The organism is Leclercia sp. UBA7405, assembly GCF_037152215.1.
GTDB classification, from domain to species: domain Bacteria; phylum Pseudomonadota; class Gammaproteobacteria; order Enterobacterales; family Enterobacteriaceae; genus Enterobacter; species Enterobacter pneumoniae.
This window is the reverse complement of sequence record NZ_JBBCMR010000003.1, coordinates 415190-437873: the sequence shown is the minus strand read 5'-3', so window position 1 is coordinate 437873 and position 22684 is coordinate 415190. Positions and strand designations below refer to the sequence as shown.

24 protein-coding genes and 1 other RNA gene are annotated in these 22684 nt (G+C 55.5%); 14 read left to right on the top strand and 11 right to left on the bottom strand.

Annotation, left to right across the window (positions count from 1 at the left end):
• Nucleotides 1-178 precede the first annotated feature (178 nt).
• Both ubiT and WFN75_RS17430 read left to right on the top strand, forming a co-directional pair.
• Complete coding sequence (ubiT, locus tag WFN75_RS17435; protein WP_212476752.1) at nt 179-703, top strand: ubiquinone anaerobic biosynthesis accessory factor UbiT; 525 nt, start codon at nt 179-181, stop codon at nt 701-703.
• Nucleotides 697-1200, top strand: a complete 504-nt coding sequence (locus WFN75_RS17430; protein ID WP_046885792.1) for a GNAT family N-acetyltransferase — start codon at nt 697-699, stop codon at nt 1198-1200. Before ubiT ends, WFN75_RS17430 begins: the two co-directional genes overlap by 7 nt.
• Before the next feature lies 1 nt (nt 1201).
• On the opposite strand, the gene WFN75_RS17425 is transcribed toward WFN75_RS17430, so the two are convergent.
• A complete protein-coding gene (locus tag WFN75_RS17425) occupies nt 1202-1486 on the bottom strand; it encodes a GIY-YIG nuclease family protein (protein WP_040073907.1) in 285 nt (94 codons plus the stop codon).
• Nucleotides 1487-1539: 53 nt separating this feature from the next.
• On the opposite strand from WFN75_RS17425, the gene WFN75_RS17420 reads away from it, so the two are divergent.
• Nucleotides 1540-1974: a YhbP family protein gene (locus WFN75_RS17420; protein WP_336996591.1), complete on the top strand. Its 435-nt coding sequence runs from the start codon at nt 1540-1542 to the stop codon at nt 1972-1974.
• Here WFN75_RS17420 and WFN75_RS17415 read toward each other — a convergent pair.
• The gene (locus tag WFN75_RS17415; protein WP_040073909.1) at nt 1954-2472 is read right to left on the bottom strand and encodes a type 1 glutamine amidotransferase domain-containing protein; all 519 of its coding nucleotides are present in this window, start codon (nt 2470-2472) and stop codon (nt 1954-1956) included. The two genes, WFN75_RS17420 and WFN75_RS17415, sit on opposite strands and share 21 nt — an antisense overlap.
• Nucleotides 2473-2599: 127 nt before the next feature.
• On the opposite strand from WFN75_RS17415, the gene WFN75_RS17410 reads away from it, so the two are divergent.
• Both WFN75_RS17410 and WFN75_RS17405 read left to right on the top strand, forming a co-directional pair.
• Nucleotides 2600-3244 carry an NAD(P)H-binding protein gene (locus tag WFN75_RS17410; protein ID WP_046885793.1) on the top strand — a complete coding sequence of 215 codons (645 nt, stop codon included), beginning with the start codon at nt 2600-2602 and terminating at the stop codon, nt 3242-3244.
• A gap of 40 nt (nt 3245-3284) precedes the next feature.
• On the top strand, nt 3285-4322 hold the full coding sequence (locus WFN75_RS17405) for a permease (RefSeq protein ID WP_046885794.1): 1038 nt from the start codon (nt 3285-3287) through the stop codon (nt 4320-4322).
• A 62-nt stretch (nt 4323-4384) separates the two neighbouring features.
• Here WFN75_RS17405 and dolP read toward each other — a convergent pair whose 3' ends face one another.
• The 4 genes from dolP to WFN75_RS17385 are packed head-to-tail and all read right to left on the bottom strand — an operon-like array spanning nt 4385 to nt 8100.
• Entirely contained in the window at nt 4385-4960 is a 576-nt protein-coding gene (gene dolP, locus WFN75_RS17400) for a division/outer membrane stress-associated lipid-binding lipoprotein (RefSeq protein WP_040073912.1), read from the bottom strand.
• Between the two features lie 9 nt (nt 4961-4969).
• The gene (gene diaA, locus WFN75_RS17395; protein ID WP_003861754.1) at nt 4970-5560 is read right to left on the bottom strand and encodes a DnaA initiator-associating protein DiaA; all 591 of its coding nucleotides are present in this window, start codon (nt 5558-5560) and stop codon (nt 4970-4972) included.
• Between the two features lie 21 nt (nt 5561-5581).
• Nucleotides 5582-5977 (bottom strand): YraN family protein, encoded by a 396-nt coding sequence (locus tag WFN75_RS17390; RefSeq protein WP_263617558.1) that lies wholly within the window; start codon nt 5975-5977, stop codon nt 5582-5584.
• On the bottom strand, nt 5935-8100 hold the full coding sequence (locus WFN75_RS17385; protein WP_212476743.1) for a penicillin-binding protein activator: 2166 nt from the start codon (nt 8098-8100) through the stop codon (nt 5935-5937). The genes WFN75_RS17390 and WFN75_RS17385 overlap by 43 nt, the downstream gene beginning before the upstream one ends.
• Nucleotides 8101-8162: 62 nt before the next feature.
• Here WFN75_RS17385 and rsmI point away from each other — a divergent pair, with 62 nt between their 5' ends.
• On the top strand, nt 8163-9026 hold the full coding sequence (rsmI, locus tag WFN75_RS17380; protein WP_046885796.1) for a 16S rRNA (cytidine(1402)-2'-O)-methyltransferase: 864 nt from the start codon (nt 8163-8165) through the stop codon (nt 9024-9026).
• Between the two features lie 143 nt (nt 9027-9169).
• Here rsmI and garD read toward each other — a convergent pair whose 3' ends face one another.
• Nucleotides 9170-10741: a galactarate dehydratase gene (garD, locus tag WFN75_RS17375; protein WP_040073916.1), complete on the bottom strand. Its 1572-nt coding sequence runs from the start codon at nt 10739-10741 to the stop codon at nt 9170-9172.
• Nucleotides 10742-11151: 410 nt separating this feature from the next.
• Here garD and garP point away from each other — a divergent pair, with 410 nt between their 5' ends.
• From garP to WFN75_RS17340, 7 genes are all read left to right on the top strand, one after another.
• Nucleotides 11152-12486: a galactarate/glucarate/glycerate transporter GarP gene (garP, locus tag WFN75_RS17370; RefSeq protein WP_040073917.1), complete on the top strand. Its 1335-nt coding sequence runs from the start codon at nt 11152-11154 to the stop codon at nt 12484-12486.
• 15 nt (nt 12487-12501) lie between these two features.
• A complete protein-coding gene (gene garL / locus WFN75_RS17365) occupies nt 12502-13272 on the top strand; it encodes a 2-dehydro-3-deoxyglucarate aldolase (RefSeq protein ID WP_336996590.1) in 771 nt (256 codons plus the stop codon).
• A 31-nt stretch (nt 13273-13303) separates the two neighbouring features.
• Nucleotides 13304-14194 carry a 2-hydroxy-3-oxopropionate reductase gene (garR, locus tag WFN75_RS17360; RefSeq protein WP_336996589.1) on the top strand — a complete coding sequence of 297 codons (891 nt, stop codon included), beginning with the start codon at nt 13304-13306 and terminating at the stop codon, nt 14192-14194.
• Between the two features lie 60 nt (nt 14195-14254).
• Nucleotides 14255-15400, top strand: a complete 1146-nt coding sequence (gene garK / locus WFN75_RS17355) for a glycerate 2-kinase (protein WP_212476736.1) — start codon at nt 14255-14257, stop codon at nt 15398-15400.
• Nucleotides 15401-15432: 32 nt separating this feature from the next.
• An RNA gene (rnpB, locus tag WFN75_RS17350) (RNase P RNA component class A) lies at nt 15433-15810 on the top strand.
• A 322-nt stretch (nt 15811-16132) separates the two neighbouring features.
• Nucleotides 16133-17464, top strand: coding sequence for an amino acid permease (locus tag WFN75_RS17345; RefSeq protein ID WP_046885800.1), 1332 nt, complete (start codon nt 16133-16135; stop codon nt 17462-17464).
• A gap of 20 nt (nt 17465-17484) precedes the next feature.
• Entirely contained in the window at nt 17485-18786 is a 1302-nt protein-coding gene (locus WFN75_RS17340; RefSeq protein ID WP_336996588.1) for an L-cysteine desulfidase family protein, read from the top strand.
• A gap of 49 nt (nt 18787-18835) precedes the next feature.
• Here the strand turns inward: WFN75_RS17340 and WFN75_RS17335 are convergent, their stop codons facing one another.
• Nucleotides 18836-19537 (bottom strand): pirin family protein, encoded by a 702-nt coding sequence (locus tag WFN75_RS17335; protein WP_046885801.1) that lies wholly within the window; start codon nt 19535-19537, stop codon nt 18836-18838.
• A 105-nt stretch (nt 19538-19642) separates the two neighbouring features.
• Between WFN75_RS17335 and WFN75_RS17330 the strand changes: the two genes are divergently transcribed.
• Nucleotides 19643-20539, top strand: coding sequence for a LysR family transcriptional regulator (locus WFN75_RS17330; protein WP_040073923.1), 897 nt, complete (start codon nt 19643-19645; stop codon nt 20537-20539).
• 37 nt (nt 20540-20576) lie between these two features.
• On the opposite strand, the gene WFN75_RS17325 is transcribed toward WFN75_RS17330, so the two are convergent.
• The 3 genes from WFN75_RS17325 to WFN75_RS17315 form a co-directional block, all read right to left on the bottom strand.
• Nucleotides 20577-20942 carry a DUF805 domain-containing protein gene (locus WFN75_RS17325; RefSeq protein WP_046885802.1) on the bottom strand — a complete coding sequence of 122 codons (366 nt, stop codon included), beginning with the start codon at nt 20940-20942 and terminating at the stop codon, nt 20577-20579.
• A 106-nt stretch (nt 20943-21048) separates the two neighbouring features.
• Nucleotides 21049-22035: a glutathione S-transferase family protein gene (locus WFN75_RS17320; RefSeq protein WP_336996587.1), complete on the bottom strand. Its 987-nt coding sequence runs from the start codon at nt 22033-22035 to the stop codon at nt 21049-21051.
• A gap of 68 nt (nt 22036-22103) precedes the next feature.
• The gene (locus WFN75_RS17315; RefSeq protein ID WP_040073926.1) at nt 22104-22496 is read right to left on the bottom strand and encodes a DoxX family protein; all 393 of its coding nucleotides are present in this window, start codon (nt 22494-22496) and stop codon (nt 22104-22106) included.
• Nucleotides 22497-22684: the final 188 nt, after the last annotated feature.

The following is a 22684-nucleotide window of genomic DNA, read 5'->3' as shown; positions in this document are numbered from 1 at the left end:
TATAAAACAGGGATTTTAATGAACCCCCTGGGGACAAATTTTGATTTGAGGCAGTTAATCGCGTATTGATGGGACCAATAATGGCTGATGAAGGTCGCTGGTTTGTTGATTTACGCCGCTATACCGACGACTGGATATGGCAATATATCGGGACTATAGATCTCAGGGAGAAAAGTTCGTGCTGGAAAAACTGCGTTCACGACTCGTACAGGCAGGCCCGTCACTGTTAAGTTTGCCGGTAAAGCTCACCCCCTTTGCACTGAAGCGCCAGGTGCTGGAACAACTGCTAAGCTGGCAATTCCGCCAGGCGCTGGAAGAGGGCGAGCTGGAATTTCTGGAAGGGCGCTGGTTAAGCATCACCGTTCGTGATATCGGTCTTTGCTGGTTTACCTCTGTTGAAAAGGGTCGGCTGGTCGTTCGTGAATCTGCCGAAGCCGATGTCAGTTTCAGCGCAGATGCCAGCGATCTCCTGATGATCGCAGCGCGTAAACAGGATCCTGACACGCTCTTTTTCCAACGCCGTCTGGTGATTGAAGGGGATACCGAGCTAGGCCTGTATGTGAAAAACCTGATGGATGCCATTGAGCTGGAGCAGATGCCAAAAGCGTTACGTATGGCCTTGCTGCAAATGGCCGATTTTGTCGAGGCAGGTCTGAAAAGCCCGCCGGAGAGTAAACACACTTCAGTAGGTGAGCCATGCTGATTCGAGTTGAAATTGGGATTGATGCCCCCGGCATCGATGCCTTGTTACGTCGCGCTTTCGAAGGTGAGGGTGAAGCGCAGCTGGTACATAATCTTCGTGAAGATGGCCTGATCACCCTTGGGCTGGTGGCGACCGATGATGAGGGGCAGGTCGTTGGTTACGTCGCGTTCAGCCCGGTTTCCGTACAGGGTGAAGAGCTGCAGTGGGTCGGTATGGCTCCGCTGGCGGTGGACGAAAGTTACCGTGGCCAGGGGCTGGCACGCCAGCTGGTTTATGAAGGGCTGGACTCCCTGAACGAGTTTGGCTACGCCGCCGTGGTCACTCTTGGCGACCCTGCCTTTTACAGCAAGTTAGGCTTTGAAAAGGCAGCCCATTACGATCTGCATTGCCGCTGGCCGGGTACGGAATCTGCGTTCCAGGTGCATCGTCTGGCTGATGACGCGCTGCAGGGGGTAAGCGGCCTGGTTGAGTATCACGACCACTTTAACCGTTTTTAACTTACGGCGTTAGCAGGCTCTCGCGTAGCGCCTCGAACGATCCATCCCCGGCGACGAGGCGCTCTTTCTGGCGCTTCGTAAGCTGCTTGATCCTGTATTCCAGCCGCAGCGCCAGCGAGCGCTCACCCACCGGTGCCGCAAACGCCAGCTGCAGCTCACCTTTTCCCCGCAAGGCTTTTGCCCCTTTTCCGGTTTGATGTTGCAAGAAACGCCGCGCCACATCGGTGGTGATCCCCGTGTAGAGTGCATTATCAGCGGTACGGATAAGATAGAGAAACCAGCACACGGCTATCAATTCGTTATGTTAAGGTGAACGCACCTTAGCAAGAGAGACGCAAAATGGAAACACTGCCCACCATTAACCGCTGGCTGGCAAAGCAGCACGTCGTGACCTGGTGCGTACATCACGAGGGCGAAATGTGGTGTGCGAATGCCTTCTATTATTACGATCCCCAGGCTGTTGCTTTCTATGTCTTAAGCGAAGATAAAACGCGTCACGCACAAATGACCGGGCATCAGGCGAAAGTAGCAGGCACTGTCAATGGCCAGCCAAAAAGCGTGGCGCTGATCCGCGGTGTGCAGTTTAAAGGGGAAATTCGCCGCCTGGAGGGAGAGGAAAGCGACGCGATGCGTAAGTATTACATCCGCCGCTTCCCAATTGCCGCAGCGATGTTAGCGCCGGTATGGAAGATCCGACTCGATGAACTGAAGTTCACCGATAACACGCTGGGCTTTGGTAAAAAACTGCACTGGTTACGCGCCGAGCAGGCGTAGCGCTTCCCGGTTGAAGGCAGGCAGATCGTCTGGCGTACGGCTGGTGACCAGCTGGTCTTTATCGACCACCACTTCCTGGTCATAAAAATCTGCCCCGGCATTTTTCAGATCAATGACGATCGGTTTAACCGCGGTCAGCTTACGTCCGCGCACCACATCCGCGCTGATCAGCAGTTGGGGGCCATGGCAAATGGCGAACACCGGTTTCCCGCTGGCAACGAAATCGCGCGTAAAGGTAACGAAACGGTCATCTCCGCGCAGCGAGTCCGGGGAGTGGCCACCGGGTAACAGCAGGGCGTCGAAATCTGACGGGCTGACCTCATCAATGTTTTTATCGATGGTCACTTTCGCCTCGCCTTTATGCCCCGTGACGGTTTTGCCGGTCTCTTTCTCAATGGTGATGACCTCATGTCCCGCTTTGCGGAACGCCTCAGCGGGTGAGGTGAATTCTGAATCTTCAAACTCGTCGGTAATCAGGACCGCAATTTTCTTGCTCATGTTTCCTCCGTTGTTTTGGCTTCAGACAGATTTTTCTACGTTTGTGGTAAATACTTACCTCACAGACTTTTAAGTGTGGTCGAGCAGGGCAAAATCGCCTACGGACTATTCTGCAAAGGGGAAAAAAATGAGTCAGGTGCTAATTACCGGCGCCACCGGACTGGTGGGCGGGCATCTACTGCGGATGTTAATTCAGGATCGGCGGGTAAATTATATCGCCGCCCCCACGCGTCGTCCGCTGGCGGATATTTCGGGCGTTTTTAACCCTCACGATCCGCAGTTGAGCGATGCGCTGGCGCAGGTCCAGGACCCGATTGATATCGCTTTTTGCTGTCTGGGAACCACCCGGCGCGAAGCGGGCAGCAAAGAGGCTTTTATCCATGCGGACTACACCCTGGTCGTGGATACCGCCCTGACGGCGAAAAAGCTGGGCGCTAAACACTTCCTGGTCGTCAGCGCAATGGGGGCCAGCGCCCGCTCTCCCTTCTTTTATAACAAAGTGAAGGGGAAGATGGAGGAGGCGTTAATCGCGCAGAAGTGGGAACGGCTGACCATCGTTCGCCCTTCCATGCTCCTGGGTGAGCGTGAAAAGCACCGTTTTAGCGAGTCGCTGTTTGCCCCTCTCTTCTCACTGTTACCGGGCAACTGGAAATCAATCGACGGACGCGAAGTGGCCAGAGCGATGCTGAGCGAGGGGCTTTCCCCCTCCAGAGAGGGGGTAAATATTATCCCTTCAGCAAAACTGCATGAAATTTCAAAAGGCGAGGCGTAATATCCCCGGGCAAAATTAAAAACACTCCCCGGGGAATGCTATGACTGGTCAGTCTTCATCTCAGGCGGCAACACCACTGCAGTGGTGGAAGCCCGCTCTCTTTTTTCTCGTTGTTATTATTGGGCTCTGGTATGTGAAGTGGCAGCCCTATTACGGCAAAGCCTTTACTGCCGCCGATACCCACTCGATCGGTAAATCAATTCTTGCTAACGCCAACAGCAGCCCGCTGCAGGCGGCGTGGGACTATGCGCTGGTCTACTTCCTGGCCGTATGGAAAGCTGCGGTGCTAGGGGTATTACTTGGCTCGCTGATCCAGGTGCTGATCCCACGTAACTGGCTGCTGCGAACCTTAGGGAAACCCCGTTTTCAGGGGACGCTGCTGGGTACGCTCTTCTCATTGCCGGGCATGATGTGCACTTGCTGTGCCGCGCCGGTGGCCGCCGGGATGCGTCGCCAGCAGGTGTCGATGGGCGGGGCGCTGGCATTCTGGATGGGCAACCCGCTGCTCAACCCCGCCACGCTGGTGTTTATGGGCTTCGTGCTTGGCTGGCATTTTGCCTTTATTCGTCTGGTCGCGGGTCTGTTGACCGTGCTGGTGGTGGCAACCCTCGTGCAGAGACTGGTGAAAGAGACCGCCGTGACCCCTGCGCCGCTGCAGGTCGAACTCCCGGAGCCGCAGGGCAGTTTCCTGTCGCGCTGGGGTAAAGCGCTCTGGCAGCTCTTCTGGAGCACGATCCCGGTCTATATCCTTGCGGTACTGGTTCTTGGCGCAGCCCGCGTCTGGCTCTTCCCGCATGCGGACGGTGCCGTTGAAAACTCGCTGCTGTGGGTGATCGCGTTGGCCGTGGCCGGTATGTTATTTGTAATTCCTACTGCCGCCGAGATCCCGATTGTGCAAACCATGATGCTGGCGGGTATGGGCGTCGCCCCGGCGCTGGCGCTACTCATCACGCTTCCGGCGGTTAGCCTGCCATCGCTTATCATGCTGCGTAAATCATTCCCGGCAAAAGCGCTGTGGCTGACGGGGATGCTGGTTGCGCTGAGTGGAATCATTGTGGGAAGCATTGCGCTGGTATAAAAAAAGCCGGATGGCGTTAAGCTCATCCGGCCTGTTGTAAGACCTTCTTGAGGGCAAGAAGGTTATTTGATGAAGGTAAAGGCGGTAGTGACGTGCTTCACGCCGCTCACCCGGCTGGCGATATCCGCTGCCGCTTTACCTTCACGATCGGTAACCAGACCGAGCAGGAAGACTTCACCGTTCTCGGTGGTCACTTTTACGTTGGAAGATTTCACCTGATCGCTACCCAACAGCTGCGAACGCACTTTGGTGGTGATCCAGGTATCCGATGACGCAGTGGTCAGACCGATTGGCTGCCCCTGACGCACTTCGTTGAACACCTCTGTCGCACCTTCAACGCCCATGGCGATCTGCTTCGCACGGGATGCCAGTTCGGTGGTGGGCGCCTGGCCTGCCAGCAGAACTTTGCCCTGATAAGCGGTCACGTTGATGCGCGCTTCTTTCTTAATCTGTTCGTCTTTGGACAACGCGCTGTTTACACGCAACTCAAGGGTGCCGTCATCTACCTGCGTGCCCACGGAGCGTGGGTCGGTGGCGGCTTTGGTGCTCACTGCGGCAGTACCCACGACCGCTGCGGCGACACATCCCTGAAGCAGCAGCGCAGAAATAAGGACTGCGAGGGGCGAAAATGCCTTCATGTTGACTCCTTAATCATCCTGGTGAGGGAAAAGCGTGTTATCGATCAGATCGCATAAACAGTTCACCGTCAGCATATGCATCTCCTGGATGCGCGCACTGCGGTGAGAGGGAATGCGAATTTCCACATCCTGCGGACCCAAAAGCCCGGCCAGCTCGCCACCGTCGTATCCCGTCAGCGCTACGATAGTCATATCGCGGGTGACGGCCGCTTCTACGGCTTTGACGATGTCGCGGCTGTTACCGCGCGTAGAGATAGCCAGCAGCACATCACCGGCATGCCCTAACGCACGGACTTGCTTGGCATAGATTTCATCGTGAAGACGATCGTTAGCAATCGCTGTTAAGACCACGTTATCGGTATTAAGTGCAATGGCGGGTAAACTCGGACGCTCCGTTTCGAACCGGTTGATCATGCTGGCGGCGAAATGTTGGGCGTTGGCGGCCGAGGTACCATTACCGCAGCACAGAATTTTGTTGCCATTGAGCAGGGACTGCACCAGCGTCATCGCGGCGCGTGAGATGGCATCCGGCAGCGCTTCTGCCGCGGCTATCTGAGTCTGAATGCTTTCTGTGAAGCACACCTTAATTCTTTCGAGCACAATATCCCTTAACGATCTGGTTTACGCGTCTTCGCCGAAGGCGTTTTTAAGCCATTCGATGGCGTTTCCGGTGAAGGCTACCACATCGAACCGGCAATCCACAGTATCAAAACTCCCATTATGGCGGGCAAGCCACACGCGGGCGGTCTGTAATAATTTTTGTTGCTTGGCCCGGGTCACGCTGGCGGCGGCACCGCCAAAGTAGGATGTTTGTCGGTAGCGAACCTCGACAAACACCGTCACCCGGCCCTCTTTCATGATGAGGTCAATTTCACCGCCGCGCGCGCGGACGTTCGCGGCGATAAAGCGCAGTCCCTTGCTCTCCAGCCAGCGACGCGCCTGTAATTCCCATGCGTCGCCGGTCTGTTTACGGCTTAACTGGCCGGGACGATCTGCCCCTGCTGGTATTTGAGCCATGATAACTTCCTGTTAATCACGCAGTCCTGAGTCGCGGTCAGATCGCCGGTGTTGCCGCTAATTTCAAAGCCGGGTACCTGACGCATCTGAGAGAAGTGGTTTGCCAGCGCCCAGGCATCAACGCCCATGGCGTACAGGCGGGCCAGCGAGTAGTCGTTACGTACGCTGCCGAGTGCTTGCTGCATTAGCGCCGGGTTACTGCCGGCGAGCATAGGGATCTCACTGTACTGTAGACCTTCCATCTCCAGACGGAAGTCAGGGCCAGAGGTGCCCTGCGCGCTGCGGGAGCTGGCATACAGCGTCACGCCGCTCTGGCTACCATTGCGCATGGCAATCATCGGTTTGATAAAGGCGATCTCCTCCGGCGTGGCCACAATGTACGCTGAATCGACCTTACCGCCACCCGAGATTTGCGCATCCGTTGGTGGAGCCGGTATGTTCAGGCCGCCGATGGTCACACCCTGCTGCTGCGGCAGACTGGCGGTGACCGGGCTGCCACTCAGCGCGATACCTGCGCCGCCGTTAATCCCGGCGCGCAGCTCTGAGCTTGAGCCGAATTTCTGCTGCAGCACGATGCCGCCACCCAGCTGTTGCCACTCCTGGGCAAAGGCATTCGCGACGCGATCGCCCAGCGTAGAGCGTGGGGTCAGCAACAGGGGCGCCTGCTTACCTTGCTCATGAATATGACGTGCGGCGTCGCGGGCTTCGTCTTCCGGAGAGAGGGCGAAATAGCAGATATTGGCGCGGTTCTGTACCTGCTCTGGCTGATTAAGCGCCAGCACGTTTAACGTGGTGTTGCTCTTCATCAGCTCTTCCACGTTGTTTTTCAACAGCGGCCCGACCACGATGCTGGCGCCATCCTGTTGAACCTGAGCCAGCACCTGATCCAAAGGTTGTGCGCTGGTGTCATAAATCTTCAGCTCAGCGCCCGGGTTCGCCGTGGTAGCTGCTACGGCCTGCGGTTGCGCAGCCGGTTGTTGTGGCTCAGTAGTCTGCGGTTGTGCCGCCTGTTGTTGTGGCTCCGTGGTCTGCGGCTGCTCCGTGGCTGCCGCATTCGTCGCCGGGGTGGCCTGCGATTGCGGAGCTTGCTGGGTCGCCGGGGCTGCGGATGGGGTGGTAGGGGCGGTAACCGGGTTCTGCATCGTGCCCTGCGGCTGGGTCGCCGTCAGATCGCTGGTCTCTGCCGCAGAAGGGCTAACAACGTCATTCACGTTTGCAGCCTGAGCTGTCTGCGCCGGTACTGCGCTCCCCGCCACCGCCGTGGTGCCGTTTTTCGCGGCTTCAAAGCCTTGCTGGATGGTGCGTCCAAATACGGCTGCCTGGCCATTTAAAGGCAGCAGCAGCGCTATTTTGCTGGTGGAGGCAGGTTTGAAATTCTGCACGTTCACCAGCTGCGTTGGCAGCATTTTAGCACCAGGGTTGTTGGGATAACGGGTCTGCCAGTCGGTAATACCCGCTTTCAACATCGTGGGATCATTGCGGTTATCAAACCAGACGCGCTGGAGATCCAGCCAGCCCTGCAGAATGTTTTCATCGGCGTTGATCACCAGCTTACTGGCCTGATCCTGCGTCATGGACGACAGCGCCTGCCAGGTGGCATCAATATTCTTTTGCTTCAGATCCCCTGCCAGCAAAGGCTCCTGCGCAATCAGAGCACGGAGAAGCGTCAGGGAAGGGCGGCCTTGCTCGGTGGTAATGACGGCCTGCCAGTAACGTGCCTGCTGGTTGTTTTCCAGTGCATTGACGTCAATATCGGCAAGGATCTTTTTCGCGCCAGCAGCGTCGTTCTGTGCCACTTTCAGCTCAGCGGCAAGAAGCTGCTGCTCGCGACGCTGGCTGTCTGTGAGATCCTGCGGCAACTGGTTAAACAGTTCGCTTGCCCGCTGGGTTTGGCCTTCTTTCAGCAGTGCACGAATGGCAAGTAATTGCCAGTTGATCCTGGTATCATTCGAGCTCTGCTCCATCTGGTGCAGATAATAGCCGGAATCAGCCTGAGCAGTGCCCTCCATGTGAGGAGTCGTCTGATCGGGCGCCTGGGTGCCACAGCCTGCAAAAATCAGCGCGGCAACCACAAGGGGAAGGCTGCGCGTGACTTTGTTACGAAGAAACGTTAAGGGTACCATACTGTATCCAGTGATATTTTTTTACGCATGCTCAATATTAAATCGGCAATACGGATGAAACAATGAAACAACACGAAACGGCAGATAATTCTCAGGGTCAACTGTATATTGTACCTACTCCCATCGGGAATTTGTCTGATATTACCCAACGTGCACTCACCGTATTGCAAAGCGTTGATTTAATTGCCGCTGAAGACACTCGCCATACGGGATTACTGCTACAGCATTTCGCTATCAGCGCGCGGTTGTTCGCGCTGCACGACCATAATGAGCAGCAAAAGGCAGAGACGCTGGTCGCGAAGCTGAAAGAGGGGCAGAACATTGCCCTGGTATCAGATGCCGGCACGCCGCTCATCAACGATCCTGGATACCACCTGGTGCGTACCTGCCGGGAAGCGGGCATCCGCGTCGTGCCACTGCCTGGCCCCTGTGCCGCCATCGCGGCCTTAAGCGCTGCGGGTCTGCCTTCCGATCGTTTCTGCTATGAAGGTTTCTTACCGGCAAAATCCAAAGGCCGTCGCGACGTACTTAAAGCGCTGGAAGCCGAGCCGCGCACGCTTATTTTCTATGAATCCACCCACCGCCTGCTGGAGAGCTTAGAAGATATGGTCGCCGTCTGGGGAACGTCGCGCTACGTGGTGCTGGCACGCGAGCTCACCAAAACCTGGGAGACGATCCATGGCTTGCCCGTCGGCGATCTGCTGGCGTGGGTTAAAGCGGACGAGAACCGTCGTAAGGGCGAGATGGTGCTGATTGTGGAAGGCCACAAAGCCGAAGAGGACGCGCTGCCTGCCGATGCGCTACGCACCCTGGCGCTGTTGCAGGCCGAGCTTCCCCTGAAGAAAGCCGCCGCGCTGGCCGCCGAAATCCACGGTGTGAAAAAGAATGCGCTGTATAAATACGCCCTGGAGCAGCAAGGGGAGTAAGCGGTGAGCCGGTATCACACCGGCCAGCCTCAATCTGGCCGTTGAGATCGCTTAACGGCAGACACCTTCGGCCGGCATCCTGCGCTGAATGCAGAATAAAAAAAGCATGGCTGAAGCCATGCTAAGCAAGGTTTACTGCCAACTCAGGTAACCGGCGCCGGGTTAAACACCGCCAGTTGATTGTGCAAGCCCCACTGGTCAGAGAAGGTTTTCTTACGGCCGCTCGCCACATCCAGAATAAAGTGGAACAGTTTCCAGCCCACATCCTCAATGCTCTCTTCACCGGTGGCGATGGTGCCAGCGTTGATATCCATTAAGTCAAACCAGCGGTTTGCTAACTCGGTGCGGGTGGCCATCTTGATCACCGGAACCGCCATCAGGCCGTACGGGGTGCCGCGTCCGGTGGTGAATACCTGTACGGTGATACCGGAGGCCACCTGCTGGGTGCCGCAGACGAAGTCGCTCGCCGGGGTCGCCGCGTAGATCAGGCCACGTTTGGTTGGGCGCTGACCCGGGGACAACACTTCCACAATGGCGCTCTGGCCAGATTTGGCAATCGAGCCGAGGGCTTTCTCCACCACGTTTGCCAGGCCGCCCTTTTTGTTGCCCGGAGAGGGGTTAGCGCTGCGGTCGGTTTTACCCATATCAAGATAGTTGTCGTACCAGGCCATCTCTTCCAGCAGACGTTTACCCACCTCTTCATTGACGGCGCGCGGGGTCAGCAGATGGATTGCGTCACGCACTTCCGTGACCTCAGAGAACATTACCGTGGCGCCGCAGCGTACAAACAGGTCCGAGGCGTAGCCGACCGCCGGGTTCGCGGTCACGCCTGAAAACGCATCGCTGCCGCCGCACTGGGTACCCACAACCAGCTCGGAAGCCGGACAGGTTTCACGCTGGCGTTGATTAAGTTTCGCCAGATGGCGTTCGGCCACCTGTAAAATGTCGTCGACCATCGAACGGAAGCCTACGTGCTGCTCGTCCTGCAGACGCACGATACTGGCGTCATCCACCGGAATAGCCTGCACATCTTCGGTGCCCATCAGCAGTTTTTCTGGCTGCAGTTTTTCACAGCCGAGCCCGATGACCATCACCTCGCCGCCGAAGTTGGGGTTCAGGGCGATGTTATGAATCGTCCGGATGGGGACGATGGCCGCCGGGGCGTTGATCGCCACGCCGCAGCCGTACAGGTGGTTAAGTCCTACCACGCCGTCGACGTTCGGGTATTTAGGCAGGAGATCACGCTCAATGATTTTCACCACATAATCCACCACGCCTGCCACGCAGTGTACGCTGGTGCTAATGCCGAGCAGATTTTTTGTACCTACGCTGCCGTCTGCGTTGCGGTAGCCTTCAAAGGTGTAGCCTTCGAGCGGCGGCAGCGGCTCCGGCACGCGGGTCGCCAGCGGCAGGGTATTCAGCGGTGGAGCTTTTGGCAGTTCGACCAGTGATTCATCGATCCAGCTGCCCTGTGGAATAGCACGCACCGCGTAGCCAATAACTTCACCGTAACGAACAATTTCGCCTTTCGCCGGGATATCCACCAGCGCCACCTTATGTCCCTGCGGGATATGCTCAATCAGCTCCAGTCCGTCCGGGAAGCGGGTTCCTGCTTTTAACCCATAATCGTTAACAATAATCGCCACGTTATCGGTGTCATGCACCTTTATATAAAACGCCGTCGGCGACTCTTGACGAATTTCGATGTCGGCCATTGTTCAGTATTCTCCAGCGAAGTTTTAGATATTAAAAGTCGATAAGAGGATGCTTATTTTCTTATTGTCAGAAATAAAGTCTCGGTCTTGTTGAATAAAGAATGTCAGGACTCCGGGAATAAAAATGTGATCATGATCACTCATCGGGGAGAGAGAGCGCCGCGACTGGCGGCTTATGCGTAAATCTGTGCATCAGCGCCCAGGGTGTTGTGCATATGCTCAAGATATTATTCGTTATTGGCGTGATAATTGAGCTTTAACACAATGTGCAGGTTGAGTCTGATGTTTATACTTATTCTCGATTTCATTGTATCTGGTTAATTAATTGATATTACCTGCTGTCTAAAATAACCAGGGAAACTTCTTCTTAAAATAATAAAAAGTATAGCGATGTGCCCGAGGAATTATATATGAGCCTGGATACTGCTGTAGAAACGAAAAAGGGTATTCATACCCGCCATTTAATATTGCTGATTATTTTTATTGTGACTGCGGTTAACTACGCTGACCGCGCGACCTTATCGATTGCCGGGACGGAAGTGGCAAAGGAGCTGCAGTTAAGTGCCGTGTCGATGGGATACATCTTCTCCGCATTCGGCTGGGCTTATCTGCTGATGCAGATCCCGGGCGGCTGGCTGCTGGATAAGTTTGGCTCCAAAAAAGTCTATACCTACAGTCTGTTCTTCTGGTCCCTGTTTACCTTCCTGCAGGGCTTTGTCGATATGTTCCCGCTGGCCTGGGCCGGTGTGTCGATGTTCTTCATGCGCTTTATGCTCGGCTTCTCGGAAGCGCCCTCCTTCCCGGCAAACGCCCGTATCGTGGCTGCCTGGTTCCCGACCAAAGAGCGTGGCACCGCATCGGCGATCTTTAACTCTGCGCAGTACTTCTCGCTGGCGCTGTTCTCCCCGCTGCTGGGCTGGTTGACCTTTGCCTGGGGCTGGGAACATGTCTTTACCGTTATGGGTGTCATTGGCTTTGTGCTGACCGGCATGTGGGTGAAGTTCATTCACAACCCGACCGACCATCCGCGCATGTCTGCTGAAGAGCTGAAATTCATCTCTGAGAATGGCGCCGTGGTCGATATGGATCACAAAAAGCCCGGCGACAAAGCAGCGAATGGTCCAAAGCTGCATTATATCAAGCAGTTATTGACTAACCGCATGATGCTGGGCGTCTTTTTTGGTCAATACTTTATCAACACCATTACCTGGTTCTTCCTCACCTGGTTCCCTATCTACCTGGTGCAGGAGAAGGGGATGTCGATTCTGAAGGTGGGCCTGGTCGCCTCCATCCCTGCGCTGTGTGGTTTTGCCGGTGGTGTTCTGGGCGGTGTGTTCTCGGATCACCTGATTAAACGCGGTATGTCACTGACGCTGGCACGTAAATTACCTATCGTGCTCGGGATGCTGCTGGCCTCGACCATCATTCTGTGTAACTACACCAATAACACCACGCTGGTGGTGATGCTGATGGCGCTGGCATTCTTTGGAAAAGGCTTTGGCGCGCTGGGCTGGCCCGTTATCTCCGATACCGCGCCGAAAGAGATTGTCGGCCTGTGCGGTGGGGTATTCAACGTATTCGGTAACGTAGCGTCAATCGTCACTCCGCTGGTGATTGGCTATCTGGTAAGTGAGCTGCATTCGTTTAACGCGGCGCTGGTCTTCGTAGGCTGTTCGGCGCTGATGGCGATGGTCTGCTACCTGTTCGTGGTAGGCGACATCAAACGTATGGAATTGCAGAAATAAGCAAAGGTATAAGCGATGAGTAACGATATCTTCCCGAACAAATTCAAAGCTGCGCTGGCGGCAAAAGAGATCCAAATCGGCTGCTGGTCTGCCCTGGCGAGCCCCATCAGCACCGAAGTGCTGGGCCTGGCAGGTTTCGACTGGCTGGTACTGGACGGCGAACATGCCCCGAACGATATCACCACCTTTATTCCTCAGCTGATGGCGCTGAAGGGAAGCCACAGTGCACCGGTCGTGCGCGTGCCGACCAACGAGCCTGTGATCATCAAGCGCCTACTGGATATCGGGTTTTACAACTTCCTGATTCCGTTTGTGGAGAGCGAAGAAGAGGCGGTGCAGGCGGTGGCCTCTACCCGTTACCCGCCGGAGGGGATCCGTGGCGTATCGGTTTCTCATCGCGCCAACATGTTTGGCACCGTGCCGGACTACTTAGCGCAGTCCAACAAAAACATCACCATCCTGGTACAGATTGAAAGCCAGCAGGGGGTGGATAACCTGGACGCTATCGCCGCCACCGACGGTGTAGACGGTATCTTTGTCGGGCCAAGCGATCTGGCCGCCGCTTTTGGTCACCTGGGTAATGCCAACCACCCGGACGTACAGCGTGCTATTCAGGATATTTTTGCCCGCGCCAAGGCACACGGTAAGCCGTGCGGCATTTTGGCGCCGGTTGAGGCTGATGCCCGTCGCTATCTGGAGTGGGGCGCAACCTTTGTCGCCGTAGGCAGTGACCTGGGCGTATTCCGTTCCGCCACGCAGAAATTAGCGGATTCCTTTAAAAAATAATCACCACTGAGAGAAAGAGAGAGACGCAATTATGACGATGAAAGTTGGTTTTATTGGCCTGGGTATCATGGGTAAACCAATGAGTAAAAACCTCATCAAAGCAGGTTACTCACTGGTGGTTGCTGACCGTAATCCCGACGCTATTGCGGATGTGATTGCCGCCGGGGCAGAAACAGCCGCCTCTGCGAAAGCCATTGCAGAGCAGTGCGAAGTGATTATCACGATGCTGCCAAACTCCCCGCACGTAAAAGAGGTGGCGCTGGGTGAAGGCGGCATTATTGAAGGGGCGAAGCCGGGCCTGGTGGTCATTGATATGAGTTCTATCGCCCCGCTGGCGAGCCGCGAAATCAGCGAAGCGCTGAAGGCGAAAGGCGTAGATATGCTGGATGCGCCGGTCAGCGGCGGTGAACCGAAAGCGATCGACGGCACCCTGTCCGTGATGGTGGGCGGCGATAAAGCGATCTTCGACAAATATTATGACCTGATGAAAGCGATGGCAGGCTCCGTGGTTCATACCGGCGAAATCGGTGCCGGTAACGTGACCAAGCTGGCGAACCAGGTGATCGTCGCGCTGAACATCGCCGCGATGTCCGAAGCGCTGAGCCTGGCAACCAAAGCAGGTGTTAACCCGGACCTGGTCTATCAGGCAATTCGTGGCGGCCTGGCGGGCAGTACCGTGCTGGATGCGAAGGCACCTATGGTGATGGATCGTAACTTCAAGCCTGGCTTCCGTATCGATCTGCATATCAAAGATCTGGCGAACGCGCTGGATACCTCTCATGGCGTAGGGGCGCAGCTGCCGCTCACCGCAGCGGTTATGGAGATGATGCAGGCGCTGCGTGCAGATGGACTGGGCACGGCGGATCACAGCGCAATTGCATGCTATTACGAAAAACTGGCGAAAGTGGAAATCACGCGCTAACGAAGAAGGGCGCGGGGACGCGCCCGGTATTTCTGCCTCGAGCGGTAACAGGCTATAACTATGAAAATCGTAATTGCCCCTGACTCTTACAAAGAAAGTCTCTCCGCTACCGAGGTAGCGCAGGCAATAGAAAAAGGATTTCGGGAAATTTTCCCCGACGCAGAATATGTCTCTGTTCCGGTTGCCGACGGCGGCGAAGGCACGGTCGAAGCGATGATCGCCGCCACAAACGGCGCGCTACAGCATGCTGCCGTCACCGGGCCACTGGGTGAAACGGTGAATGCCTGCTGGGGTATCTCTGGCGATGGCACCACGGCTTTTATCGAGATGGCGGCGGCCAGCGGCCTCGCGCTGGTGCCTCCGGCACAACGTAACCCCTTAACAACCACCTCTCGCGGCACCGGGGAGCTGATCCTCGCTGCGCTGGATAAAGGGGCGCGTAATATCATTATTGGCATCGGTGGCAGTGCCACTAACGACGGCGGCGCGGGCATGGTCCAGGCACTGGGGGCCCGGCTGGTGGATGCTAATGGCACCGACATTGGTTATGGCGGCGGAAGCCTGGTGGCGCTGAATCATATTGATACCAGCGGCCTCGACCCGCGCCTGAAGCATTGCGCTATTCGCGTGGCCTGTGACGTGACCAACCCGCTGGTGGGGGAGACGGGCGCCTCGAGGATTTTCGGCCCACAGAAAGGGGCGACGGAGGCGATGATTGTCGAGCTGGATACCAATCTTGGGCACTTCGCCGACGTGATTAAAGCATCGCTGCGTATCGACGTGAAAAATATGCCAGGTGCCGGCGCGGCAGGCGGTATGGGCGCGGCGCTGACCGCCTTCCTTGGTGCGGAACTGCGTAGCGGTATCGAAATTGTCACCCAGGCCCTGCATCTGGAAGAACATATCCACGATTGTACGCTGGTAGTCACAGGGGAAGGGCGCCTCGACAGCCAGAGTATTCACGGCAAAGTGCCGGTGGGCGTGGCAAGCGTAGCCAAAAAATATCATAAACCGGTGATTGGTATCGCCGGCAGTCTGACCCGCGACGTAGCGGTGGTGCATCAGTATGGTATCGATGCCGTATTCAGCGTGCTGAACAGTATTGGGACGCTGGAAGAGGCCTTCCGTAACGCATCGGATAATATTTATCGCGCTTCGCGCAATGTTGCCGCCACCTTAAGGGTGGGGATGCACACGCGAGGGTGACAGCGGGGCGCAAACCCTCTATACTTCGCGCCGAAGCTGACCAGACAGTCGCCGCTTCGTCGTCGTCCCTTTCGGGGGAGACGGGCGGAGGGGAGGAAAGTCCGGGCTCCATAGGGCAGGGTGCCAGGTAACGCCTGGGGGGGAAACCCACGACCAGTGCAACAGAGAGCAAACCGCCGATGGCCCGCGCAAGTGGGATCAGGTAAGGGTGAAAGGGTGCGGTAAGAGCGCACCGCGCGGCTGGTAACAGTCCGTGGCACGGTAAACTCCACCCGGAGCAAGGCCAAATAGGGGTTCACATGGTACGGCCCGTACTGAACCCGGGTAGGCTGCTTGAGCCAGTGAGCGATTGCTGGCCTAGATGAATGACTGTCCAACGACAGAACCCGGCTTATCGGTCAGCTTCAACTCTTCAATAAAACCCCGCTACGGCGGGGTTTTTTGCTTTTATACTTCAAGAAAACCCCGCCTCGGCGGGGTTTTTGCTTTGGCATGTTTTTTAACGTGCAACGCTAATACCAAGAAAATCATTCCGTTAGTCACACAATCAGGAGCAATTTTTGCTCTAATTTTCGAAAAGCCTTATTAATATTGTGACTTTTTTCTCTTCACCTGCGGGTATGATTTTCCCCATTCCAATAATTCGCGCCTGCACATCTCTGGCTCATTATCGCTGATGAGCACAGACCCAAAAATGAGAACTCTATACCCTACACAATAAGCGAGAGCCTTATGGATACGGCGAAAAATAGCAGCGTGATGGTCACGGATTCCCCTGCGGCAATGCGAGCGGGAATGCGTGAAAGTGAATGGCAAGAAGCCATTAAATTCGACAGTACCGATACCGGTTGGATCATTATGAGTATCGGCATGGCGATAGGTGCGGGAATAGTTTTTCTCCCGGTCCAGGTGGGATTAATGGGCCTGTGGGTATTCCTGCTCTCCTCGATAATCGGTTATCCGGCGATGTATCTCTTCCAGCGTCTCTTTATTAATACGCTGGCGGAATCACCAGAATGCAAAGATTATCCGAGCGTTATTAGCGGCTACCTGGGCAAGAACTGGGGGATTTTATTGGGCGCGCTCTATTTCGTGATGCTGGTGATCTGGATGTTTGTCTACTCCACCGCGATCACCAATGACAGCGCCTCTTATTTACACACCTTTGGCATTACCGACGGCCTGCTTTCGGAAAATCCCTTCTACGGCTTGCTGCTGATCTGTATTTTGGTGGCGATCTCATCGCGCGGTGAAAAGCTCTTATTTAAGGTTTCAAGCCTGATGGTGCTTACAAAGCTGTTTGTCGTCGCGGCGCTGGGGCTGTCGATGATTGGGCTCTGGCACTTAGCCAACGTGGGTATGCTGCCGCCCGTCGGACTGCTGATTAAAAACGCCATTATCACGCTGCCCTTTACGCTCACTTCGATTCTTTTTATTCAGACGTTAAGCCCGATGGTGATCTCTTATCGCTCGCGAGAAAAGTCGGTAGAAGTCGCGCGCTATAAAGCGCTGCGGGCGATGAATATCGCCTTCGGCATTCTGTTTGTCACGGTCTTCTTTTACGCGGTCTCTTTCACGCTGGCGATGGGGCATGACGATGCGGTAAAAGCGTATGAACAGAATATTTCCGCGCTGGCGATTGCGGCACAATTTATTAGCGGCGAGGGGGCGAGCTGGGTCAAAATTGTCAGCGTCATCCTCAATATTTTTGCCGTTATGACCGCGTTCTTCGGTGTGTATCTCGGCTTTCGCGAAGCCACACAGGGCATCGTGATGAATATTCTGCGCCGCAGGATGCCGGCAGAAAAAATTAATGAATCCCTGGTACAGCGCGGCATCATGCTTTTCGCCATTTTACTGGCCTGGAGCGCCATTGTCTTAAATGCGCCGGTACTGAGCTTCACCTCTATTTGCAGTCCTATCTTTGGCATGGTGGGGTGCTTAATTCCCGCCTGGCTGGTCTATAAAGTCCCCGCACTGCATAAATACAAAGGCGTATCGCTGATGATCATTATTATTACCGGCGTGCTGCTTTGCGTTTCTCCTTTCCTCGCCTTCTCCTGAGGATCATTTAGGTGGTTAAGATGTCTGAGTTCACGAATCCTTTATGGAACCCTTTTATTCGCGCTGTCCGGGCGGAAGTAAAACCTGCCCTTGGATGTACCGAACCCATCTCTCTGGCACTGGCCTGCGCTATTGCCGCCGGGCAACTCACGAAGCCGGTAACGCACATTGAAGCGTGGGTATCGCCAAATCTGATGAAAAACGGGCTGGGGGTAACGGTACCAGGAACCGGGATGGTCGGGCTGCCTGTTGCCGCGGCGCTGGGGGCGCTGGGGGGCAATCCGCAGGGCGGGCTGGAAGTGCTCAAAGAGGCCTCAGCCGAGGCGCTCACCAGGGCTAAAGCATTGCTGGATGCCGGTAAAGTACAGATAAACTTGCAGGTGCCGTGCGATGAGATCCTCTATTCCCGCGCCTGCGTCTATGCAGAGGATGAGTCAGCCTCGGTGACCATTGCCGGTGAACATACGCGTGTGATCGAGATTACCTGCGGCGGAAAAACATGTTTTCATCGCAATGAGAAGATAGAGCACAACGACGGTGATCCCCTGGCTGTACTTTCCACGGCTACGCTGTCGCAGATCTTTGAGTTTGCCGGGCACGTTCCCTTTGCGGATATCCGCTTCATCCTGGAGGCCGCCCGGCTCAACGATGCGCTTTCCCGCGAGGGGCTGAGCGGGAAATGGGGTCTCCATATCGGCGCTACGCTGCAAAAACAGCGCGAGCGTGGCTGGATGGCGCAGGATCTTGCGTCGGAGATTGTTATTCGCACCAGCGCCGCCTCGGACGCACGCATGGGCGGAGCGACACTGCCGGCGATGAGTAACTCAGGCTCTGGCAACCAGGGGATCGCTGCCACTATGCCGGTCGTGGTCGTTGCTGAATATGTTCAGGCCGATGAGAACATGCTGGCACGGGCGTTAATGCTATCTCATCTGGTGGCCATCTACATCCATAACCAGCTTCCGCGATTGTCGGCACTGTGTGCCGCCACGACGGCAGCAATGGGGGCAGCAGCAGGCATGGCCTGGTTGATGGGCGGCAACTACCAGACGATGGCGATGGCGATTGGCAGTATGATCGGGGATGTCAGTGGCATCATCTGTGACGGGGCGGCGAACAGCTGCGCCATGAAGGTCTCTACCAGCGTATCCAGTGCCTGGAAAGCGGTGATGATGGCACTGGAGGAGTCTGCCGTGACTGGCAATGAAGGGATAGTTGCGCAGGATGTGGAACAGTCGATCGCAAATCTGTGCGCACTGGCATGCCGCTCAATGCAGGCCACGGATAAGCAGATCATTGAGATTATGATGAGCAAAGTGTAACGCCTTTCCCCTGACCCTCTCTTTCTGAGAGGGTCAGCAAGGATTATCGTCACACCGGCAAATCAATCAGCAATGCCCGCAGCGGTGAATCGGCGACCAGGGTAATATTCGCTTCATCACGAATAAACGCCCCGTCACCACAGGTCAGCGCTTCTTTCCCTTGCGCATGCGTGACGGCATGTACCGTGCCGTGAATCGACTGCAGATAGGCGCGCGGGCCATGCAGCTGGAAGCTAAGCTCCTCGCCTTTCTTCAGCTCAATATGATGCAGCCAAATCTGCTGGCGCAGTTGCAGGCTACCCTGGCTGCCGTCCGGCGAAGCGAGCAGTTGCTGCTTACCGTCCTGCAATACCATCTTCTGAACCGGTGCATTTTCACGCTCCGGGCATGCGTCCAGCCACAGCTGCAGGCGGGTCAGCGTTTTGTCTTTGCTGAGATTATGCTCGCTATAACTTGTGCCTGGTTGGGTGGCAATCAACAGCGCTTCACCGGCCTTCGCCTGGACATGATTGCCTTCGCTGTCGCGGTACTCGGCTTCGCCTTCCAGAATCACATTAAGGATATCCACTTTAGGATAGGTACGTGGCTGGAAGGAGGCGCCTGGTGCAAGCACTTCCTGATTCAGCACGCGCAGTGAGGCGTAGCCCAACAGTTTCGGGTCAAAGTAGTGTCCAAAGGAAAAGGTATAGCGGGCCTGTAACCAACCGAAGTCGGCTTGTCCACACTGCTTTGCAGTTCTTGTAGTAATCATAATGCTTGACCTCTCTTTACACTAAAACAATGGTAAAGGTATGGACGCTGCATTGTTAGCCAGATATTCTGCCCACTATGTTCAAATTTCCTGAATGATAACGTTATGGCTAAAGAGAGAGCACTGACGCTTGAAGCGCTGCGCGTCATGGACGCGATTGACAGACGTGGCAGCTTTGCTGCGGCTGCAGACGAGCTGGGGCGCGTGCCGTCAGCCCTGAGTTACACCATGCAGAAGCTGGAAGAAGAGCTGGATGTGGTGTTATTTGACCGCTCCGGTCATCGAACAAAATTCACCAATGTTGGCCGCATGTTGCTTGAGCGCGGGCGTGTACTGCTGGAGGCGGCTGATAAACTCACTACCGATGCAGAGGCTCTGGCTCGCGGCTGGGAGACTCATCTCACTCTGGTAACAGAAGCACTCGTCCCGACGCACGCGCTCTTCCCGCTGGTAGAAAGACTGGCGGATAAAGCCAATACGCAGCTGTCGATTATCACCGAGGTGCTGGCAGGGGCGTGGGAGCGTCTTGAAACGGGCAGGGCGGATATTGTCATTGCGCCGGACATGCACTTCCGATCCTCGTCTGAGATCAACTCCCGTAAGCTCTATAGCGTAATGAATGTCTATGTTGCTGCCCCGGATCATCCGATTCATGACGAGCCCGAGCCGCTCTCAGAAGTTACCCGCGTGAAGTACCGTGGTGTGGCGGTGGCCGATACCGCCCGTGAACGTCCGGTACTGACCGTGCAGCTGCTGGATAAGCAGCCGCGTCTCACCGTCAGTACGCTGGAAGATAAACGCCAGGCGCTGTTGGCCGGGCTGGGCGTCGCCACTATGCCTTATCCGTTTGTGGAAAAAGATATTGCTGAAGGGCGCCTGCGCGTGGTCAGCCCGGAGTACACCAGCGAAGTGGATATCATTATGGCGTGGCGTCGGGACAGCATGGGCGAGGCCAAATCCTGGTGCCTGCGCGAGATCCAGAAGCTGTTTACCGTCAAATAAGTGCATGCCCGGTGGCGCAATGCCGCCGGGCAAGGTATCAGGCTTGCCGTTTAGGATCCGGCCCGAAACGGTTTTCACCCGGCGTGCCAGCCTGGCAGTTGAAGATCAGAATAATTAGCCAGCCGACGATAGGAATAAGCACCAGCAACAGCCACCACGCCGATCGGTCAGTGTCGTGCAGGCGCCGGAACAGAACGGCCCAGGACGGCAGCAGAACCAGCAGACCATAAATCGTCGTCAGCACCCCTTCGCCCCCGGCGCGCTCCCAGCCGAGCATTTTATCGAGGATGCCCAGCACGAGGATAAGGATGAAGTTCACCAGAACAAACATCCAGTACTCTTTGCGGCGGGCGCGGCCACCAAATCCAATGTAGTTGCGCAGTACTTTGAGATACCAGTCCATATATCTTGCCTCAATAATCAGTCAATCACTTGTTTTCTAAGCGATCGAGGTAAGAATAGACGGAGATTGTGAATAAAAAAAGGGCATCAATTGATGCCCTGAATATTTAGCCGAAACGGGCGTCACGGCCATGCGGTTCGTTCAGATCCTGCCATGGACCAATGGAGATAATACCCGTTGGGTTGATGGTTTTATGGCTGCGGTAATAGTGGGTGCGGATGTGGTTAAAATCGACCGTTTCGGCAATCCCCGGCATCTGGTAGATGTCGCGCAGGAAACCATACAGGTTCAGATAATCGCTGATGCGATGCTTATCGCATTTGAAGTGGGTGACATAGACCGGATCGAAACGTACCAGCGTTGTCCACAGACGAATATCGGCTTCTGTCAGCCGATCGCCGGTGAGGTAGCGATGCTGGCCAAGGATCTGCTCAATGCGCTCCAGCGACTCAAAGACTTTCTCGACCGCCTCGTCATAAGCTTCCTGGCTGGTGGCAAACCCGGCCTTGTAAACACCGTTATTGACGTTGTCGTAAATCCAGCTATTCAGCTCATCAATTTTTTCCCGCAGTTCAGTGGGATAATAATCGCCCGCCCGCGCGCCGTGAGCATCAAAAGCGGTATTGAACATGCGGATAATTTCAGCCGATTCATTGCTGACGATGGTCTGGTTTTTCTTATCCCACAGTACCGGAACGGTGACGCGTCCAGTGTAATGCGGATCGGCGCGCAGGTAGAGCTGATAGAGAAAATCGTGGTGATAGAGGTCATCGCCCGTGGCGGCCGGGAAATCCTTGTCGAAGGTCCAGCCGTTTTCCAGCATCAGCGGGTTAACGACCGAAACGGGGATCAGCGATTCCAGCCCTTTCAGCGTGCGGACAATCAGTGTGCGATGCGCCCACGGACAGGCGAGTGAAACGTAGAGATGATAACGGTCTTTCTCCGCCGCGAAGCCGCCTTCACCGCTCGGGCCGGCGGAGCCGTCGGCGGTGAGCCAGTTGCGGAAGGCAGAAACAGAACGCTTAAAACGTCCTCCGGTAGATTTGGTGTCGTACCAGGTATCCTGCCAGACGCCGTCAACAAGTTGTCCCATTTTTTCCTCCTTCAGATAGCCAAAGCGAGGAGATATCTCCTCGCTTCAAGTTTACTCGGGTAATCGGCTTACCACTTTTTATTCAGCACACGGTCGATGCTGAATGCGCCTGGACCGGTGATACCCAGCAGCAGGAAACCGCCTGCGATAGTCAGGTTTTTCATGAACATTAGAGAGTTCACGCCTTCTGCAAAATTACTGTGGAAGATGAATGCCGTCAGCAGAGTAAAGCCTGCGGTGAACAGCGCGGTGGTACGGGTCAGGAAACCGAACAGAATTGCCAGGCCGCCGCCAAACTCAAGCAGGATGGTCAGAGGCAGCAGGAACCCCGGTACGCCCATGGCTTCCATATACTGTTGCGTTCCTGCGTAACCGGTGATTTTGCCCCAGCCTGCTGTAATAAACAGAATCGGCATCAGAATACGCGCAACCAGTACACCAACATCTTCTAATTTTTTCATTTTACTCTCCACGAAACCACAAGGGCTGTTGATTTTTATTTTTCCGCAAATCCGGGCACCTGCCGCGCATTTGCTGTCGATGGAGAGGATATTAAATGGGGCGATTGGCAATTGTTAGCAAGGAAAACTGTCAATCTTAATCAAAGATATTGAGCAATCAGAAAGGGGTGCGCAGGCCGGATAAGGAC